This is a genomic window from Streptomyces sp. NPDC042002, from assembly GCF_055588305.1.
In genome coordinates, this window is sequence record NZ_JBVJCT010000041.1 from 34,275 (window position 1) to 52,033 (window position 17,759).

16 protein-coding genes are annotated in these 17,759 nt (G+C 72.6%); 8 read left to right on the top strand and 8 right to left on the bottom strand.

The features are described 5' to 3' along the window. Positions 1 to 180 precede the first annotated feature (180 nt). Entirely contained in the window at positions 181 to 1,125 is a 945-nt protein-coding gene (locus ACZ6KY_RS35930) for a decaprenyl-phosphate phosphoribosyltransferase (protein WP_469314448.1), read from the bottom strand. Next, the gene (locus ACZ6KY_RS35935; RefSeq protein WP_469314449.1) at positions 1,118 to 1,606 is read right to left on the bottom strand and encodes a phosphatase PAP2 family protein; all 489 of its coding nucleotides are present in this window, start codon (positions 1,604 to 1,606) and stop codon (positions 1,118 to 1,120) included. The genes ACZ6KY_RS35930 and ACZ6KY_RS35935 overlap by 8 nt, the downstream gene beginning before the upstream one ends. 3 nt (positions 1,607 to 1,609) lie before the next feature. Between ACZ6KY_RS35935 and ACZ6KY_RS35940 the strand changes: the two genes are divergently transcribed. From ACZ6KY_RS35940 to ACZ6KY_RS35950, 3 genes are all read left to right on the top strand, one after another. After that, complete coding sequence (locus tag ACZ6KY_RS35940) at positions 1,610 to 1,894, top strand: hypothetical protein (RefSeq protein WP_469314450.1); 285 nt, start codon at positions 1,610 to 1,612, stop codon at positions 1,892 to 1,894. 124 nt (positions 1,895 to 2,018) lie between these two features. Further along, positions 2,019 to 3,368, top strand: a complete 1,350-nt coding sequence (locus tag ACZ6KY_RS35945) for an FAD-binding protein (protein ID WP_469314451.1) — start codon at positions 2,019 to 2,021, stop codon at positions 3,366 to 3,368. A 51-nt stretch (positions 3,369 to 3,419) separates the two neighbouring features. Next, positions 3,420 to 4,175 (top strand): decaprenylphospho-beta-D-erythro-pentofuranosid-2-ulose 2-reductase, encoded by a 756-nt coding sequence (locus ACZ6KY_RS35950; RefSeq protein ID WP_469314452.1) that lies wholly within the window; start codon positions 3,420 to 3,422, stop codon positions 4,173 to 4,175. A gap of 95 nt (positions 4,176 to 4,270) precedes the next feature. Here ACZ6KY_RS35950 and ACZ6KY_RS35955 read toward each other — a convergent pair whose 3' ends face one another. Further along, positions 4,271 to 4,852: a 2'-5' RNA ligase family protein gene (locus tag ACZ6KY_RS35955; protein ID WP_469314453.1), complete on the bottom strand. Its 582-nt coding sequence runs from the start codon at positions 4,850 to 4,852 to the stop codon at positions 4,271 to 4,273. Between the two features lie 228 nt (positions 4,853 to 5,080). Continuing rightward, positions 5,081 to 6,094, bottom strand: a complete 1,014-nt coding sequence (gene trpS, locus ACZ6KY_RS35960; RefSeq protein ID WP_469314454.1) for a tryptophan--tRNA ligase — start codon at positions 6,092 to 6,094, stop codon at positions 5,081 to 5,083. 386 nt (positions 6,095 to 6,480) lie between these two features. On the opposite strand from trpS, the gene ACZ6KY_RS35965 reads away from it, so the two are divergent. Beyond that, a complete protein-coding gene (locus ACZ6KY_RS35965; protein WP_469314455.1) occupies positions 6,481 to 7,236 on the top strand; it encodes a hypothetical protein in 756 nt (251 codons plus the stop codon). 114 nt (positions 7,237 to 7,350) lie between these two features. On the opposite strand, the gene ACZ6KY_RS35970 is transcribed toward ACZ6KY_RS35965, so the two are convergent. After that, positions 7,351 to 8,796, bottom strand: coding sequence for a glycine hydroxymethyltransferase (locus ACZ6KY_RS35970; protein WP_469314456.1), 1,446 nt, complete (start codon positions 8,794 to 8,796; stop codon positions 7,351 to 7,353). A gap of 406 nt (positions 8,797 to 9,202) precedes the next feature. Here ACZ6KY_RS35970 and rocD point away from each other — a divergent pair, with 406 nt between their 5' ends. Both rocD and ACZ6KY_RS35980 read left to right on the top strand, forming a co-directional pair. Next, on the top strand, positions 9,203 to 10,417 hold the full coding sequence (gene rocD, locus ACZ6KY_RS35975) for an ornithine--oxo-acid transaminase (RefSeq protein ID WP_469314478.1): 1,215 nt from the start codon (positions 9,203 to 9,205) through the stop codon (positions 10,415 to 10,417). Between the two features lie 278 nt (positions 10,418 to 10,695). After that, positions 10,696 to 11,580: a hypothetical protein gene (locus tag ACZ6KY_RS35980; RefSeq protein WP_469314479.1), complete on the top strand. Its 885-nt coding sequence runs from the start codon at positions 10,696 to 10,698 to the stop codon at positions 11,578 to 11,580. Between the two features lie 163 nt (positions 11,581 to 11,743). Here ACZ6KY_RS35980 and pdxR read toward each other — a convergent pair whose 3' ends face one another. Continuing rightward, a complete protein-coding gene (gene pdxR, locus ACZ6KY_RS35985; protein ID WP_469314457.1) occupies positions 11,744 to 13,135 on the bottom strand; it encodes a MocR-like pyridoxine biosynthesis transcription factor PdxR in 1,392 nt (463 codons plus the stop codon). 47 nt (positions 13,136 to 13,182) lie between these two features. On the opposite strand from pdxR, the gene ACZ6KY_RS35990 reads away from it, so the two are divergent. Continuing rightward, positions 13,183 to 13,779 carry a carboxymuconolactone decarboxylase family protein gene (locus tag ACZ6KY_RS35990; RefSeq protein ID WP_469314458.1) on the top strand — a complete coding sequence of 199 codons (597 nt, stop codon included), beginning with the start codon at positions 13,183 to 13,185 and terminating at the stop codon, positions 13,777 to 13,779. Positions 13,780 to 13,813: 34 nt separating this feature from the next. Continuing rightward, the gene (locus ACZ6KY_RS35995) at positions 13,814 to 14,527 is read left to right on the top strand and encodes an isocitrate lyase/PEP mutase family protein (RefSeq protein ID WP_469314480.1); all 714 of its coding nucleotides are present in this window, start codon (positions 13,814 to 13,816) and stop codon (positions 14,525 to 14,527) included. Between the two features lie 67 nt (positions 14,528 to 14,594). Here the strand turns inward: ACZ6KY_RS35995 and ACZ6KY_RS36000 are convergent, their stop codons facing one another. Together ACZ6KY_RS36000 and ACZ6KY_RS36005 are read right to left on the bottom strand one after the other, a co-directional pair. Then, entirely contained in the window at positions 14,595 to 15,557 is a 963-nt protein-coding gene (locus ACZ6KY_RS36000; RefSeq protein WP_469314459.1) for an ABC transporter substrate-binding protein, read from the bottom strand. Between the two features lies 1 nt (position 15,558). After that, positions 15,559 to 17,508, bottom strand: coding sequence for an ABC transporter permease (locus ACZ6KY_RS36005; protein ID WP_469314460.1), 1,950 nt, complete (start codon positions 17,506 to 17,508; stop codon positions 15,559 to 15,561). Positions 17,509 to 17,759: the final 251 nt, after the last annotated feature.

Consider the following 17,759-nt stretch of genomic DNA (forward strand, 5'->3'; position numbering starts at 1 on the left):
GGCGGCGCCCCCTTGGGACCGGGCGGCCCCCCCTTGGGCCCGTCACCACTTCCTGACAAACGTCCTTGGGCACCACCGCCGATTCCGCCACAGCGGGGGGGGGGGAGGGGGGGGTGCCCCCCCCCCCCCCCCCCCCACGGGCGACGGGGAGCCCGGAGCCGGGCCGGTCCCCGGTGACGCTCACCAGTTCGCCACCGCGAGCCCGTACATCGCCAGCCACACCAGGCCGATGAGGGCGAGCGGACGGTCGCGCAGGACCACGTCCTCCGGCTCGCCCGCCGTACCCCGGTCGGCGAAGACGGCGTAGCGCAGGACGGCCAGGATGAAGGCGACCATGGACAGCTGACGCCACGGCAGCATGCCGGTGCTCGGCACTCCGCCCTTCTCCAGCGCCCACAGGCAGTAGCCGAGGACGGAGACCCCGGCGGCCAGCTGCCAGACGAAGCGCAGATAGCCGGTCGTGTACTCGGTGAGCAGCGAGCGCGTGGCGCCCGCCTTGCCCGCCATCTGCACGGCTTCGGAGTAACGCTTCGCCGAGACCATGAACAGCGCCCCGAAGCCGGTGGTGATGAGGAACCAGCGCGAGAGCGGGATGCCGAGGGCCAGGCCGCCGACCATCGCCCGCATCAGGAACCCGGTCGTGACGACGACGAGGTCCACGACGAGCACGTGCTTCAGGCTGACGCAGTACGCCAGCTGCATGCCGATGTACGCGATCAGCAGCGCGCAGACGGCCGGTGAGCAGAACCAGGCGGCGAGGGCGGGCGCGAGGACCCCGAGGGCGCCTCCGACGGCGTACGCGGCCGGGACGGGGACCTGGCCCGCGGCGACCGGGCGGTGGCGCTTCACCGGGTGGGCACGGTCGGCGACGGCGTCCCGGGCGTCGTTGATCAGGTAGACGGCGGCGGCGCAGGCGGTGAACAGGGCGAACACCAGGGCGAGTTGGCCGAGCGCGTGCTGCGAGAAGAGCCGGCCGGCGGCGGCCGGGGCGGCCACGACGAGCACGTTCTTCACCCATTGGCGGGGACGCGTGGTCCTGACGAGACCCCGGAGAAGCCCGGTCAGGCTCCTCGGCGGCGGGGCGACGGCCGGGGTGCGCTCCAGAAGCGCCGTGCGCTCAGCCATGGCCTGCCCCGACCCAACGGGCACCCAGTCCCGCCACCGCGGCGCCCAGGGCCACGCCGGCGGCGACATCCGTGGGGTAGTGGACGCCGACGACGAGCCGCGAGAGGCACATCGCGGCGGCGAGCGGCGGGACGGCGTAGGCGCCGAGCGCGCCGTAGGCGACCGCCGCGGCGGCGGCGGAGGTGGCGTGCGAGCTGGGGAAGGAGTGCCGTCCGGCCGTGCGCGTCCGGGGCTCGACGTGCGGGGGGCGCGGGCGGCGCACGATCCGCTTCATCCCCATGCTCGCGAGGTGCGCGGTGGCGGTGAGCGCCGTGGCGCGCAACCACGCGCCGCGCCGCTCGCGGTCGGCGACCGCTCCCGCGAGGCCCGCGGTGAGCCACAGGGCGCCGTGCTCCCCGCTCCCGGACAGGGCGCGCGCGACGGCCGCGACGCGCGGGTCCCCGCCGTACGCGTGGAACGCGGACAGCAGCCGACGGTCCATGTCATGAAGGCGGCGGTCCATACGGTCACGCCGCTCGTCCATGCCGTCACGCCACCGGTCAATGTCCGCACGCCGCCGGTCCATGCCGTCGTGATCGTCATGGCCGTCATTCCATTGGTCCATGCCGTCGCGGTGGCCGGGGCCGTCGCGTCGCTGGTCCATACCGCCGCCCCGGTGGCCGTGGCCTTCAGGCCGTTCACCCAGGTCACCACGGTGGCCATGGTCGTCAAGCCGCCGATCCATCTCGTCACGGTCGTCAAGTTCGTCCATGTGATCTCACTCTTCTAGGGAGTGGTCGCAGAATTACGGCAATCTTGGACGACATCCCATTAATCACCCATTTCGGTGAGGAGCCGTGAGGGCCGGGCAGATTGCCCCGTTGTGCACCTCTGGCGGCGCTACGGTCACGGTCATGCCTGCCGACACCGTCCGCGTCACGGGTTGGGGCCGCACCGCCCCGGCCACCGCCCGTCTGGTCCGCCCGCGCACCTACGAGGAGGCCGCGGCGGCCGTCCGGGAGTGCGGGGCGCGCGGAGGGATCGCCCGGGGCCTCGGGCGGGCGTACGGCGACGCCGCGCAGAACGCGGGCGGGGCGGTGCTCGACATGACGGGCCTGGACCGGATCCACGCCATCGACGTGGACGCCGGCACGGTCCGGTGCGACGCGGGGGTGTCCCTGCACCGGCTCATGGAGGTCCTGCTCCCCCTCGGCTGGTTCGTGCCGGTGACACCGGGGACCCGCTATGTGACCGTGGGCGGCGCGGTCGGCGCGGACATCCACGGCAAGAACCACCACGGGTCGGGCTCGTTCGCCCGGCACGTCCCGTCCCTCGAACTGCTCACCGCGGACGGAGAGATCCGGACGGTCGGGCGCGGCACCCCCCTGTTCGACGCCACGGCGGGCGGCATGGGCCTGACCGGTGTGATCCTCACGGCGACCGTCCGCCTCCAGCCGGTGGAGACCGCCCTGATGTCCGTCGACACCGAACGCGCGGTGGACCTGGACGACCTGATGGCCCGCCTCACCGCCACCGACCACCGGTACCGCTACTCGGTCGCCTGGATCGACCTCCTCGCGCGCGGGGCACGGATGGGGCGCTCGGTCCTGACCCGCGGTGATCACGCGCCGCTGGACTCGCTGCCCGCACGCGCGCGCAGACGCCCGCTGGCGTTCCGCCCCGCGCACCTGCCGGCCGCACCCGCCTTCGTACCGGAAGGACTCCTCGGCAGGACGACGGTGGGCCTCTTCAATGAGCTCTGGTACCGCAAGGCGCCCCGCGCGCGGACCGGTGAACTCCAGCGGATCCCCGCCTTCTTCCATCCCCTCGACGGGGTGCCGCACTGGAACCGCGTCTACGGGCGAGGTGGCTTCGTCCAGTACCAGTTCGTCGTCGGACACGGGCGGGAGGAGACCCTGCGCCGGATCGTGCGGCGGATCTCCGAGCGCCGTTGCCCGTCCTTCCTCGCCGTCCTGAAGCGCTTCGGAGAGGGCGATCCGGGCTGGCTGTCCTTCCCCATGCCCGGCTGGACCCTGGCCCTGGACATCCCGGCGAACCTGCCGGAGCTCGGCGTCTTCCTCGACGAGCTGGACGAGGAGGTGGCGGGCGCCGGGGGACGCGTGTACCTCGCCAAGGACGCGCGGCTGCGGCCCGAGCTGCTGGCCGCGATGTATCCGCGGCTCGGCGTGTTCCGGTCCCTGCGGGAGGAGTTGGACCCACGGGGGGTCTTCACCTCGGACCTGTCCCGCCGCCTCGCCCTGTAGAGCGCCCCCTCCCGGCCGCCCGTCTTCGTTCCCTCGTCTCTAGGAGCTGTCATGAAGGACGCCTTCGGTATCCCCCAGTCCCTGCTGATCCTCGGCGGCACCTCCGAGATCGCGCTGGCCACCGCGCACCGGCTGATCACCCGGCGCACCCGCACGGTGTGGCTCGCCGGACGGCCGACGCCCGCCCTGGAGGGGGCCGCCGAACAGCTGCGCCGGCTCGGCGCGGACGCCCGTACCGTCGCCTTCGACGCCCTCGATCCCGAGTCCCACGAGGCCGTGCTCGGCAAGGTCTTCGCCGAGGGGGACATCGACATGGTGCTGATGGCCTTCGGGCTGCTCGGCGACCAGGCGCTGGACGAGAAGGAACCGGCCCTGGCGGTGCGGGTGGCGCAGACCAACTACACGGGCGCGGTGTCGTCCGGCCTGGTGTGCGCGCGGGCGCTACAGACACAGGGGCACGGTTCCCTGGTGGTGCTGTCCTCGGTCGCGGGCGAACGCGCCCGCCGCTCGAACTTCATCTACGGCTCCAGCAAGGCGGGCCTGGACGCCTTCGCGCAGGGCCTCGGCGACGCCCTGTACGGCACGGGCGCGCACGTCATGGTCGTACGCCCCGGGTTCGTCCGTACGCGGATGACGGCCGGCCTGGAGGAGGTGCCGCTGTCGACCACTCCGGAGGCGGTGGCCGCGGCGATCGAGCTGGGACTGCGGCGCCGCTCCGAGACGGTGTGGGTGCCGGGGGCCCTCAGGATGGTCATGTCGGCGCTGCGGCACACGCCACGAGCGGTGTTCCGGCGGCTGCCGATCTGAGGCTCCGCCGACGGACTGTGCCCATGCGGACCGGGACCACGAAGAACGTGTCCCGGAGCGTACGGGCCGGTCGTCCCGGAGCGCCGACGGTGTTCCTAGAGCGCCGGGAGCGTGGTGTCCCGCTCGGGCGCGGACGCCTGCAGGGGCACCACGGCGCCGCCGAAGACGAACTCGCGGAGCTTGCGCCACACGCCGTCGGCGCCCTGTTCGTAGAGGGCGAATCCGGTGCAGGGCCACCCGGCCTCGTACCCGGAGAGCGCCTCGAAGGCGTGGTCCATCGCCTCGTCGTCGATGCCGTGCGCCACGGTGACGTGCGGGTGGTACGGGAACTGCAGCTCGCGGGCGACGGGTCCCGAGGCGTCCCGGACCTGCTTCTGCAGCCAGGTGCAGGCCTCCGCGCCGTCGGCCACCCGTACGTAGACGACCGGCGAGAGGGGGCGGAAGGTGCCCGTGCCGGACAGCCGCATCGGGAACGGGCGCCCGGCGGCCGCGACCTCGACGAGGTGCGCCTCGATCGCGGGCAGCGCCGAGTCCTCGACCTCGGTGGGCGGCAGCAGGGTGACGTGGGTGGGAATGCCGGAAGCCGCGGGGTCGCCGAAGCCCGCGCGCCGCTCCTGGAGCAGGCTGCCGTGAGGCTCCGGGACCGAGATCGACACGCCGATCGTTACGGTCCCCACGTCGTCTCCTGTCGTTGTCGATGGTCAGGACTGTTCGGTGCTGCCGCGCGGGCGGAGGCGGTTGCCCGCCCTGCCCGGCTTTCGACTGTACGGCGGTATGACCCGCAATCGGCCGCCGCACGAGTGTCGCGCTCGTCTCGTACTGACTGCCGAAGGTGCTGTGGTAGGGGCCGTGCCGCCGCCGTACGGCCGGGGCAGGGCCGCGCATCCGGGCGGCCGCCTCGGCCGTCAGTGCTTGGCGGGCAGGAATCCGACCCTGTCGTACGCCTGGGCAAGCGTCTCCGCGGCGACGGCGCGCGCCTTCTCGGCGCCCTTGGCCAGGATCGAGTCGAGTGTCTCCGGGTCGTCCAGATACTGCTGGGTGCGCTCCCGGAACGGCGTCACGAAGTCGACCATGACCTCGGCGAGGTCCGTTTTCAGCGCGCCGTAGCCCTTGCCCGTGTACCTCTGCTCCAGTTCCCCGATTCCGGTCCCGGTGAGCGTCGAGTAGATGGTCAACAGGTTGCTGATACCCGGCTTGGCCACCGTGTCATACCTGATGACGGTGTCCGTGTCGGTGACCGCGCTCTTGACCTTCTTAGCGGTCGCCTTCGGATCGTCGAGCAGATTGATGAGGCCCTTCGGCGTCGACGCCGACTTGCTCATCTTGATCGACGGGTCCTGGAGATCGAAGATCTTCGCCGTCTCCTTGAGGATGTACGGCTTGGGGATCCTGAACGTCTCGCCGAAGCGGCCGTTGAAACGCTCCGCGAGGTCGCGCGTGAGCTCGATGTGCTGGCGCTGGTCCTCACCGACCGGGACCTCGTTGGCCTGGTACAGCAGGATGTCCGCCACCTGGAGGACCGGGTACGTGAAGAGGCCGACGCTCGCGCGGTCGGCGCCCTGCCTGGCGGACTTGTCCTTGAACTGCGTCATGCGGGAGGCCTCGCCGAAACCGGTGAGGCAGTTCATGATCCAGGCGAGCTGCGCGTGCTCGGGGACATGGCTCTGGACGAAGAGCGTGCACCGCTCCGGGTCGAGACCGGCGGCGAGCAGCTGCGCCGCGGCGAGCCGGGTGTTGGCACGCAGGTCCGCGGGGTCCTGCGGAATCGTGATCGCGTGCAGGTCGACGACCATGTAGAACGCGTCGTGGGACTCCTGGAGCGCCACCCACTGACGGACAGCGCCGAGGTAGTTGCCGAGGTGGAACGAGCCTGCCGTGGGCTGGATTCCGGAGAGCACGCGAGGACTGTCAGAGGCCATGTTCACCATTCTCTCAGGTGCCGGGGACCGCTCCGGAACTGGCCGGAAAGAGATGGGACCCGGGTGGCCCGGCCCTGTGGTTCCGGGAACCGCACCCTCCGAGCCTCCGACTCGTCGGCACAGACGGTGACTGTTTCGCTCACCTGAGCGGCTTTCGAGCACTTGCTGTCATGGAAGTGCAACGGTGAGGTGACGTTCCGGCTGGAGGGGGTGCTTTCGAGGTCGCGGGCGTTTAAGAATGCCGAACCGCCAGGTAGCCGGATTCGGCAGGGCGGAGCACTGCTCGGACGTCGCCGTCGAGAGGAACCCCGGCGGGTCCGGCGGTGCACCCATAAATCGGCACAACGGTGTGCGGGCCGGCTCTACGCCGGCCGGTTGGGGGTTCCATGCGCGGGCTTCGTGAGCTGGTCACGGTGGTGGGGGCGTTGGGGGCGACCGCCGCGGCGGTGGTGTCGGCGGCACCGTCCGCCCTGGCCGGCCCGGCGGCGAGTGCGCCGGTGGTCTCACCGGCGGTCCTGGAGAGCGTGGAGCAGGCTGCGGAGCTCTCGGCGGTGGACAGCCCGGACGTCGCCCTGACCATCGCCGGTGACACGGGACGGACGACCACCCTGCACAACGAGGACCCGGACTTCGGACTGCTGTGGCGGCTGCTGTCGCCCCGGTACACGGGAACGCAGAAAGCGCCCGACGGGTGGAAGGACGGCCACCTCCCCGAACCGCAGGCCACGGTGATCTGGGGGGTCACGGGTCCCGGGGACGGGACGCGGACCGCCCATCGGACACCCGCCGGTGATGTCACCATCGAGCGCCAGGACCAGGTGTACCTCGCTGTGGACGGCACGCCGTGGGTGCGGTCGGATCTGTCGCCGGACTCGATGAACGACGAAATCCTCTGGAATCCGGCGCCGCGCTCGGTGTTCGACGAGTTGATGAAGGACGGAAGGCTCTTCGGCTCCGGGTCGGCCGCGTCCGCCGCCAGGGTGGAGGTGGACCCTGCGTTCTGGGCGGTGCCCGGACTCGCGGCGGGCGTGGCGCTCGGCGCCGGGGCCGCGTGGTTCATCTGCAACGCGGCGGTCCGGGCCCGGCGTGAGAATGCCGGGCCGCTGCTGGGGCCCCGCCAGGAGCTGATCGAAGTCCAGTGACCGGCCGGCCCGGCCCGAGCCGCCTCGGGTCGGACGGCCCATGATCGGTCCGGTCCGGGGCTGGTCCCCGGGGCCGGTCCCGGCGCCGGTGTGGTCCGGCGCCGGGGCGGTGCGTCAGCCGAGGTCGATCTCCGGGTAGAGCGGGAACGGGGCCAGCAGGTCGGTGGCGCGGTGGGAGATCTCGTCGGAGATCTTCGCGTCCAGGACGTGCTGGGCCTTGGACGGGGCGCCCTTGGCGGTGGTGCCGGCCTCGGCGGCGGTGAGGACCCGGTCGATCAGACCGGCGATCTCGTCCATCTCGGCCGCACCGAGACCACGGGTGGTCAGCGCGGGGGTGCCGATGCGGATACCGGACGTGTACCAGGCGCCGTTGGGGTCGGCGGGGATGGCGTTGCGGTTGGTGACGATGCCCGAGTCGAGCAGGGCGGACTCTGCCTGGCGGCCGGTCAGGCCGTAGGAGGAGGCGACGTCGATGAGGTTGAGGTGGTTGTCGGTGCCGCCGGTGACCAGGGTGGCGCCGCGCCGCATCAGACCCTCGGCCAGGGCGCGGGAGTTGTCGACGACGGCCTGGGCGTAGTCGCGGAACTCGGGACGGCGGGCCTCGGCGAGCGCGACGGCCTTGGCGGCCATGACGTGCGGGAGAGGGCCGCCGAGGACCATCGGGCAGCCGCGGTCGACCTGCTCGGCGAGGGTCTCGTCGCACAGGACCATGCCGCCGCGCGGGCCGCGGAGCGACTTGTGCGTGGTGGTGGTGACGATCTGGGCGTGCGGGACCGGGTCGAAGTCACCGGTGAGGACCTTGCCCGCGACCAGGCCGGCGAAGTGCGCCATGTCGACCATGAGGGTGGCGCCGACCTCGTCCGCGATCTCCCGCATGACGCGGAAGTTCACCAGGCGGGGGTAGGCGGAGTAGCCGGCGACCAGGATCAGCGGCTTGAACTCACGGGCGGACGCGCGCAATGCCTCGTAGTCGATGAGGCCGGTGGCGGGGTCGGTGCCGTAGGAGCGCTGGTCGAACATCTTTCCTGAGATGTTCGGACGGAAGCCGTGGGTGAGGTGGCCGCCCGCGTCCAGGGACATGCCGAGCATGCGCTGGTTGCCGAAGGCCTGGCGCAGTTCGGCCCAGTCGGCCTCGGAGAGGTCGTTGACGTTGCGGACACCGGCCTTGGCGAGGGCCGGGACCTCGACGCGGGCGGCGAGGACGGCCCAGAAGGCGACGAGGTTGGCGTCGATGCCGGAGTGCGGCTGGGCGTAGGCGTGCTCGGCGCCGAACAGTTCGCGGGCGTGCTCGGCGGCGAGGGCCTCGACGGTGTCCACGTTGCGGCAGCCGGCGTAGAAGCGGCGGCCGACCGTGCCCTCGGCGTACTTGTCGCTGAACCAGTTGCCCATGGCCAGCAGGGTGGCCGGGGAGGCGTAGTTCTCGGAGGCGATCAGTTTGAGCATGTCGCGCTGGTCGGCGAGTTCCTGGCCGATGGCGTCGGCGACGCGGGGCTCCACGGCCCGGATCACGTCGAGGGCGCTGCGGAAGGCGGTGGACTCGGTGGAAAGGGGCTCTGGCATGACGGCCTCCGGACGTGGCGTTCAGCGTTCACGGGTCGGCCCAGGCGCACGGCACTCGGTTGCCACGACTTCTCGCCCGGACACCGCCGGGCCCCCTCGTACGGCCTGATCGCGCGGCCGGGGGTCCGGGGCGGTTCCCGGAAAGTCACAGCGTGGGTGCCGCTCCCCGATGGTCGGTCCCATCCCAGCGCGCCAGTCACGGCCCCGCCGGTCAGCCTACCGGGCGCGCCGGATCACCGGGGTCCCCGGTCCACCATGCGAGCGACGATAGGAAATAGGCCACAAGCCCATCCCCCCGCGGGCGGCACGAGCCCGCGCCCGGGGAGAACGCGCCGTCCGGCGTGCTGGGGAAGACCGCGCCACTGCCCCGTGCCGCTCGTCAGAGAACGGAGTTCCCGTGACCGCTATGGATGCCAGGGAGACCACGGAGGCGTTCATCGCCTCGGCCGACGCGCACAGCGCGCACAACTACCACCCGCTGCCGGTCGTCGTGGCGACGGCGGACGGAGCCTGGATGACGGATGTCGAGGGGCGCCGCTTCCTCGACATGCTGGCCGGCTATTCGGCGCTGAATTTCGGCCACGGCAACCGGCGGCTGATCGAGGCGGCCAAGGCGCAGCTCGACCGGGTGACGCTGACGTCGAGGGCGTTCCACCACGACCGGTTCGCGGACTTCTGCCGGGAACTGGCGTCGCTGTGCGGCATGGAGATGGTGCTGCCGATGAACACCGGCGTGGAGGCGGTGGAGACCGCGGTGAAGACGGCCCGGAAGTGGGGCTACCGGGTCAAGGGTGTCCCCGCGGAGATGGCGAAGATCGTGGTCGCGGGCAACAACTTCCACGGGCGTACGACGACGGTCATCAGCTTCTCGACGGACCCGGAGGCGCGGGCCGACTTCGGCCCGTACACACCGGGGTTCGAGATCGTGCCGTACGGGGACGTGACCGCGCTGCGGGCGGCGGTCACGGAGAACACGGTGGCCGTCCTGCTCGAACCGATCCAGGGGGAGGCGGGGGTGCTGGTGCCGCCGGCCGGCTATCTGCCGGCGGTGCGGGAGCTGACGCTGGAGCGTGACGTGCTGTTCGTCGCGGACGAGATCCAGTCGGGTCTCGGGCGGACCGGCCGTACGTTCGCGTGCGAGCACGAGGGCGTGGTGCCGGACGTGTACGTCCTCGGGAAGGCGCTCGGCGGCGGGGTGGTGCCGGTGTCGGCGGTGGTGTCGAGCGCGGAGGTGCTGGGGGTGTTCCGGCCCGGGGAGCACGGATCGACGTTCGGCGGGAATCCGCTGGCCTGCGCGGTGGCGCTGGAGGTGATCGCGATGCTGCGGTCGGGCGAGTACCAGCGGCGGGCGGCCGAGCTCGGTGGGCATCTGCACCATGAACTGGGTCTGTTGAAGGACTCGGGGCATGTCACCGCGGTGCGCGGGCGCGGGCTGTGGGCGGGCGTCGACATCGCCCCGGCGCACGGCACGGGCCGGGAGGTCTCGGAGAAGCTGATGGACCGGGGCGTCCTCGTCAAGGACACCCACGGCGTCACCGTCCGGATCGCCCCGCCCCTGGTCATCAGCAAGGAGGACCTGGACTGGGGGCTGGCCCAACTGCGGGCGGTGCTGGGGGCGTAGGCACAGGGCTCTGCCCCGGACCCGGCGGGACTTGGCGGGACACGCCCACCCGCCGGGAGATGCCGGGCGGCGGCTTGGACTCGCCCGGACCGGCCCGGACCGGCCTGGACGGGCGGGCCCCGCCTGGACCTGGCAGGACATGCACGGATCCGGCGAGACATGCCCGGACCCGGCGCCAGAGGATCACCTGGGGCGGGAAGCGGGCGTACTCGTCGGTGATCGGGCCGGAGGACTCCCGGCGACGCGCCGTCCCCTACAGTCACTTCGTGCTCTTTGGAATGGTGTGCGCCCTTGGTGCCTCGGTCTGTTTCGGTACGGCGACGGTTCTGCAGGCGATGGCCGCGCGGGCCGCGGGCAAGGACGGGACGGGCGGCGGGGCCGGCGGCGCGGCGGCACTGCTGCTGCGGGCGCTGCGGCAGTGGCGCTACCTGGCGGGTCTCGGCCTCGACGGCGTCGGGTTCCTGCTCCAGATCATCGCGCTGCGGTCGCTTCCGATCTACGCCGTCGGCGCGGCCCTCGCCGCGAGCCTGGCCGTCACCGCGGTGGTCGCCTCGCGGCTGCTCCATGTGCGGCTGAGCCGGGTCGAGTGGGGCGCGGTGGCGGTGGTGTGCGCGGGGCTCGCGATGCTGGGGCTGGCGTCCGGGACGGAGGGGGACCGCACGGGCTCCCTGGCCTTGAAGTACGCGATGCTGGGGACGTCCTTGGCCGTGCTGGTCCTGGGGCTGGTCGGCGGACGGCTGCCCGACCGGGGGCGGGCGCTCGCGCTGGGGCTCGGGGCGGGGTTCGGGTTCGGGGTGGTCGAGGTCGCGGTGCGGCTGATCGCGGACCTCGATCCGGGGAGACTGCTGGCCAATCCGGCGACGTACGCGCTGCTGATCGGTGGCGGGGCGGCGTTCCTGCTGCTCACCACGGCCCTGGAACGGGGTTCGGTGACGACGGCCACCGCCGGGCTGGTCATCGGGGAGACCATCGGACCCGCGCTCGTGGGGGTGGTGTGGCTGGGCGACCGCACGCGCGAGGGACTGTCCTGGCTGGCGGTTCTCGGTTTCGCGGTGGCTGTGGCGGGGGCCCTGGCGCTCGCGCGGTTCGGCGAGGCGCCGGGTACGACGGCTTCGGGGTCCGCGGCCGCGCCGACGAAGGCGGAGGAAGAGCGGAAAGCGTAGAGGTCGCCTGACGGGCGGAGATCCCGCGAGGGGCAGAGGTCCCGCGAGGGCCGGTCCTCCGCGATGGGCCCTCCGGAGGGCGCCTCAGGAACCGCCAAGAGCCCTCAAGCGCCCGGCGGCGTTCTCAAGCGCCCTCCCGCCCTCAAGAACAAGGGCCCGTGTTTCAGGGAAGCGCTCGGCAGAGCGCGTCCAGTGCGCCCGACCAGGCGTGATCCGGTGGCGTGCCGTAGCCGACGACCAGGGCGTCCCGGGGCGGGGTGAGGGCACCGGGGTGGCGGTGGCGGGACAGGCCGTGGACGGCGAGGCCCTGCCAGGCGGCGGCCTGGACGACCGACTGCTCGGTGCCGGGCGGCAGTTGGAGCACGGCGTGCAGCCCGGCGGCTATACCGGTGGCGTGCACGGCGGGGGCGCGGGTGGCGAGCGCGGCGACGAGGGCGTCCCTGCGGCGCCGGTAGCGCAGACGGGCGGCGCGGACGTGGCGGTCGTAGGCACCGGAGGTGACGAACTCCGCCAGGGTCAGCTGGTCCAGTACTCCCGTGGACCAACCGCCCTCCCCCTTCAGGGAGATGACCTCGTCCGCGAGGGACGGCGGCAGAACCAGCCAGCCGAGGCGCAGCGCGGGCGCCAGGGACTTGCTCGCGGTGCCGAGATGGACCACGTGGTCGGGGTCGAGGCCCTGCAACGCGCCGACGGGCTGCCGGTCGTAGCGGAACTCGCCGTCGTAGTCGTCCTCCAGGACGAGCCCGCCGGTGCGGCGGGCCCAGCCGACGACGGCGGCCCGGCGGTCCGGGTGCAGCGGCACTCCCATGGGGAACTGGTGTGCGGGGGTGAGCAGTACGGCTCGTACACCTGTCATGTCGCTTGTGTCGGTGCCGAGTTCGTCGAACGGCAGCGGGGTCGTGCGCAGGCCCGACCGGTGCAGGAGATTCCAGTGCGCGTCCTCGCCGTACGACTCCACGGCGAGCGAGCGCAGGCCCCGGCGGCGCAGGACCGCGCCGAGCAGCGTCAGGCCGTCCGAGAAGCCGGAGCAGATCAGGATGCGCTCCGGGTCGGCGCGGACGCCCCGGGCGCGGGAGAGGTAGCCCGCGAGGGCGGTGCGCAGTTCGGGGCGGCCGCGTGGATCGCCGTAGCCGAGGGCGTCGTGCGGTGCGCGGGTCAGGGCGCGGCGGGCCGCCTTGAGCCAGGCGGCGCGCGGGAAGGACGCGAGGTCGGGGGTGCCGGGGACGAGGTCGTACGTGGGACGGCCCTGCTCACGGTGGCGCGGCGCGGCCTCAGGCGCCGGTCGTACGACGCTCCGCCCGGCCACCCGCGTGCCCGAGCCCTGGCGCGCGGTGAGCCAGCCCTCGGCGACGAGGTCCGCGTAGGCGTCGGCGACCGTGTTGCGGGCGACGCCCAGGTCGGTGGCGAGCGAGCGGGAGGACGGGAGGCGGGTTCCGGGGGCCAGCCGGCCGCTGCGGACCGCCTCGCGCAGCGCGTCCGTCAGCCCTTTGCGAACACCGGATCCGGTCGGCTCCACATGAAGGTCGACGCCCAGAGTGGCCCATGTTCTCGCCATGGAAATGGACCATACTCCTGGGCTACTCCCCTCGTAGGGTCGACGGCATGACGACGCAGGACACGACCACGCAGACCACCACGACGAGTACCACGGCCGGCAGCACGACCCCCACCGCGACGGCCGACGGCGGGACCACGCGGTACGCGCCCGAGCACGCCCCCCGGCTGGACTGGGCCAGGCTCGCCCCCGACGTCTACAAGGCGATGGTCAAGCTCGACGCGGCGGCCCGGCGCGGGGTGGACCCCGTGCTCCTGGAGCTGGTGAAGATCCGCGCCTCGCAGCTCAACCACTGCGCGTTCTGCCTCGACATGCACACCAAGGACGCGCTCGCGGCGGGCGAGAGCGTGGAGCGGATCGTGCAGCTCGGCGCGTGGGAGGAGTCGCGGCACTTCTACACGGAGAGGGAGCTCGCGGCGATCGAGCTGACCGAGGCCGTCACGGTGCTCACCGGGGGCACCTCCCGGACGGAGTCTGGGGGAAGTTTCGTGCCGGACGAGGTGTACGAGCGGGCGGCCCGGCGGTTCGAGGAGGCCGAGCTGGCCCAGCTGATCGCCGCGATCACGGTGATCAACGCCTGGAACCGGTTCGGCGTGACCTGCCGTCTGGTGCCGGGCCACTACCGGGCGGGCCAGTACAAGTGACGGCCCGGCGCATTCTGGAGGGGAGTACACGGTGGTGAACAAGGCCGAGACGTTCAGGGCGCTGCACCAGGGGCGGGTGCCGGGTGATCCGCTGGTGCTGCCCGGACCCTGGGACGCCGCGAGCGCGCGGGTGTTCGTGGACGCGGGATTCCCCGCGCTCGCCACACCGAGCGCCGGGGTGGCCGCCTCGCTCGGGTACACGGACGGGGAGACGCCCGCCGACGAGATGTTCGCGGCGGTCGCGCGGATCGTACGGGCCGTCGACGTGCCGGTGTCGGCGGATGTCGAGGACGGCTACGGGCTCGCGCCCGAGGAGCTGGTGGAGCGGTTGCTGGAGGCGGGCGCCGTCGGCTGCAACCTGGAGGACTCCACGAACGGTGTCCTCAAGGACGCGGCCCGGCACGCCGACTGGCTGGCCGAGGTGCGGGGCGCGGCCGGGGACCGGCTGTTCGTGAACGCCCGTGTCGACGTCTTCATCCACGGGGACGGGGATCCCGGGCGGGCCGTCGAGCGGGCCGCGCTGTACGTCGCCGCGGGGGCGGACTGCGTGTACCCGATCGGGGCACCGCCCGAGGTGCTCCCGCTGCTGCGGTCCGGCATCCGCGGGCCGGTGAACGTGTTCGCCCCGCTCGACGGGACGCCGGCGGCCGAACTGGGTGAACTCGGGGCCACGCGCATCACGTTCGGGCCCGGGTTGCAGCGCCGGGCCACCCAGGCGCTGGCGGAGATCGCGGCGGAACTGAGGTAGGCCGGCCGGTTCCGCGGGGCGGGTGCCGTCCCCGGCGCCCGCCCCGGTCCGTGCGGGGCCCCGGCCCCTACGACGACGGAAGCCAAGCCCGCCATGTCGACGCGTGGCGCTCCACCCACTTCTTCGCCGCTTCCTCGGGCGTCAGCTTGTCGTTGGCGATCATCAGCGAGACCTCGTTCTGGTCCGCGGTGGTCCACTTGAAGTTCTTCAGGAAGGCGGCGGCCTTGCCGCCGGTCTTCGCGAAGTCGGCGTTGAGGTACTTCCGCAGCGGGGTGTGCGGGTAGGCACAGGCGACCTTCGCCGCGTCGGCGTCACAACCGTCCTTGTACGCGGGCAGTTTCACCTCGGTCATCGGGACCTTCTCGAACAGCCACTGCGGGGAGTACCAGTACGTGAGGAAGGGCTTCCCCTCCTTCGCGAACTGCTTCATCTGCGTGATCTGCGCGGCTTCCGAACCGGCGAACACCACCTGGTAGTCGAGCTTCAGGTTGTCCACCAGCGCCTTGTCGTTGGTGACGTACGACGGTGAGCCGTCGAGGAGCTGGCCCTTGCCGCCGCTCTCCGGCGTGCGCAGTCGGTCGGCGTACTTGTCGAGGTTCTTCCAGTTCGTGACGTCGGGGTGCCGCTTGGCGAAGTACGTCGGGACGTACCAGCCGATGTGCCCGGTCACGCCCAGGTTCCCGCCGGGGGCGATCGTCTTCTTGTCCTCGACGTACCGCTTCTCCTGGTCGGGGTGGCCCCAGTCCTCCAGGATCGCGTCGACGCGGCCCTGGCTGAGCGCGTCCCAGGCGGGCACCTCGTCGACCTGGACGGTGTCGACGCGGTAGCCCATCTCGTGTTCGAGGAGATACTGCGCCACGGCCACGTTCGACTGGGCGCCGACCCAGGACTGCACGGACAGGGTGACCGTCCTGGCGCCCCGGGCGTTCGCGAAGGGCGAGGCCTGCTTGGTCATGTCGGCGGCACCGCAGCCGGTGAGCAGCAGCAGGGCCGACGCGCCGGCCACCACGGATGTCGTACGAACACGCATGTCAGGCTCCTTTCTTCGCGCGGCGCCGCGTCGGCTGGGTCACCCGGTCGAGCATCAGGCCGAGGCAGACGATCGCGGCGCCCGCGACCAGGCCGGTGGCCAGATCACCCTGGGCGAGGCCGAACACGACGTCGTAGCCGAGCGCGCCACCGCCGACCAGGCCGCCGATGATGACGACGGCGAGGACCAGGACGACGCCCTGGTTGACGGCGAGCAGCAACGCGGGCCGGGCCAACGGGAGCTGGACCTGGCGCAGTTGCTGCGCGGGGGTCGCGCCGAGGGAGCGGGCGGCCTCCAGCGCGGCCGGGTCGACGGCGCGCAGCCCCTGGGTGGTGATGCGGACCACGGCGGGCAGCGCGTAGACGACCGCGGCGGCGACGGCGGGTGCGCGGCCGACGCCGAACAACGCGACCACGGGGATGAGGTACACGAACTGCGGCATGGTCTGGAAGACGTCGAGAACGGGCCGGAGCAGTCGCTCGAACCGTTCGCTGCGCGCGGCCGCGATCCCGGTGGCGAAGCCGAGCGCGAGGGTCACGGCGACCGCCGCGAGCACCTGGGAGAGCGTGTCGAGGGACGGCTTCCACGCGCCAAGGACGCCGATCGCGGCCATGGCGAGGACGGCGGTGAGGGCGGTGCGCCAGGTGCCGATCAGCCAGGCCAGGGCGGCCACGATGAGCAGCACCGACCACCAGGGCAGCCATTGCAGGCCGTCCCGGACCGGGTCGAGGACCCAGGTGGTGAAGTGGCCCGCCCAGTCGGCGGTGCCGCCGATGTACGGGACGCCGGAGTAGAGGTGGCCGGTCATCCAGTCGACGGCACTGTTCACCGGCTCGGCGATGTTCACCACCCAGGCGTCGGGCCAGTCCAGGCGCCCCGCGAAGCGTCCGGCGACCGCGACGGCGACTGCGGCCACTGCGGCGGCCACCGCGTACGGCCAGGGGGTGCTCGTACGGGCCTCTCCGAGCCGTTCGCCCGCCGCGGCCGTGACCCGGTCGAGGACGACCGCGAGGAGCACGATCGGGATGCCGGCGGCGAGCGCGGCGCCCACGTCCACGGAGGCGAGGGCCTGGTAGACGCGGTCGCCGAGACCGCCCGCGCCGATCACGGAGGCGATGACGGCCATGGAGAGCGCCATCATGATCGTCTGGTTGAGGCCGAGGAGGAGTTCCTTGCGGGCCAGCGGGAGACGGGCGGTGAGCAGTCGCTGGCGGGCCGTGGCGCCGAGTGAGGCGACGGCCTCCATCACGCCCTCGTCCGCGTCGCGCAGGCCGAGCGCGGTGAGGCGGGCCATGGGCGGGGCGGCGTAGACGACGGTGGCGAGGACGGCCGCGGGGACGCCGATGCCGAAGACCAGCACCACGGGCAGCAGATACGCGAACGCCGGGAGCACCTGCATGGTGTCGAGGACGGGGCGCAGCGCGCGGTGGGTGCGGTCGGAGAGCCCGGCGGCGAGGCCGAGCAGCGTGCCCAGCACGACGGAGGCGAACACGGCGACCACCATGACGGCCAGCGTCTGCATGGTGGGCACCCACATACCGAGCAGCCCGCAGGCGAGGAACGCGGCGCCGGTGCCGAGGGCAAGTCGCACGCCCGCGGCCCGCCGGGCCACCAGGGCGGCCACGGCGGTCACCCCGGCCCAGCCGGCCGCGAGGAGCAGCAGATAGACGGCCCGTACGGAGAGGACGACGGCGTTGCTGACGTAGCCGAAGAAGTACAGGAACAGCGGGTGGCTGTCGCGGTTGTCGATGATCCAGTCGCCGGCTCTGCCGAGCGGTCCGGTCAGGTCGACGGTCAGGGCGTGCGGCCAACTGCCTCCGTCCCATTGGGCGTTGGCCAGCGGCACGAGCACCGCCGCGACGGCCGCGAGGAGCAGGAGCTTGCCGACGGCCGGATGCCTGAGGCGAGCGGGCAGGACCGTACGGGGAACGGATGCGGTGACTGCGGCCATCACACCGCCTCCTTGCGCGAGTCCGCGCCGGCGGGCGGGTCCGAGTCGGTGCGCGGGGCCGAGTCGGTGCGCGGGTCCGAGTCGGTGCGCGGGGCCGAGTCGGTGCGCGGGTCCGAGTCGGAGCGCGAGGCCGAGTCGGAGCGCGAGGCCGAGTCGGAGCGCGGGGCCGAGTCGGAGCGCGAGGCCGAGTCGGAGCGCGAGGCCGAGTCGGAGCGCGAGGCCGAGTCGGAGCGCGGGGCCGAGTCGGAGCG